The organism is Gilvimarinus sp. 1_MG-2023 (genome assembly GCF_030548285.1).
The window spans coordinates 1-255 of sequence record NZ_JAUOSC010001300.1 but is presented as its reverse complement, the minus strand read 5'-3'; the positions used below and the strand labels follow the sequence as shown (position 1 = coordinate 255).

Genomic DNA, 255 nt, shown 5'->3' with positions numbered 1-255 from the left:
AATGGAGACAGCGCCACGAATGGTGACATCGAGGTTCGGGAATTCCTTGGCAGCCAGCTCTGAGGCGGAGTACACCGAGGCACCGGCTTCGTTGACCATGATTTTTTGCACTTTCTGGCTGGCATCCAGTGCCGGGTTGATTTTTTTCAGCATATCGCCAACAAACTTGTCGGTTTCCCGGCTGCCGGTGCCGTTGCCAATCGCAATTAACTGCACGCCGTGTTTTGCAATCATGGCCATCAGGATGGCTTCAGA

Annotated in this window: 1 pseudogene; it reads right to left on the bottom strand. The window is 53.7% G+C overall.

The annotated features are described in order from the left end of the window. Nucleotides 1-255: pseudogene (locus Q4563_RS21055) on the bottom strand (RNA-binding transcriptional accessory protein); the annotation flags it as partial.